The 255-nt window shown below is 67.1% G+C and carries 1 pseudogene; it reads left to right on the top strand.

Annotated features, from left to right (window positions below):
- A pseudogene (locus ACLFKU_RS44765) lies at positions 1-255 on the top strand (branched-chain amino acid ABC transporter permease); the annotation flags it as partial.

The following is a 255-nucleotide window of genomic DNA, read 5'->3' as shown; positions in this document are numbered from 1 at the left end:
TCGCTCACGGCGACGTGTTGATGGTGGGCGCGATGGTTGCGCTCTCCGCCATAGGTGTGCTGCAGAACCACTTTCCCGGCCTCGGCAACGTGCTGACGCTGGTCATCGCGTTGCTCATCGCGGCGGCGGTCTGCGCGGTGGTCGGCTACACGATCGAGCGCGTGGCCTACCGGCCGTTGCGCCGCGCACCGCGTCTCGCGCCGCTGATCACCGCGATCGGTGTGTCGATTCTGCTGCAGACGCTCGCGATGATGA

The organism is Paraburkholderia sp. EG304, assembly GCF_046543485.1.
GTDB lineage: Bacteria > Pseudomonadota > Gammaproteobacteria > Burkholderiales > Burkholderiaceae > Paraburkholderia > Paraburkholderia youngii.
This window is presented reverse-complemented; position numbering and strand designations above follow the sequence as displayed.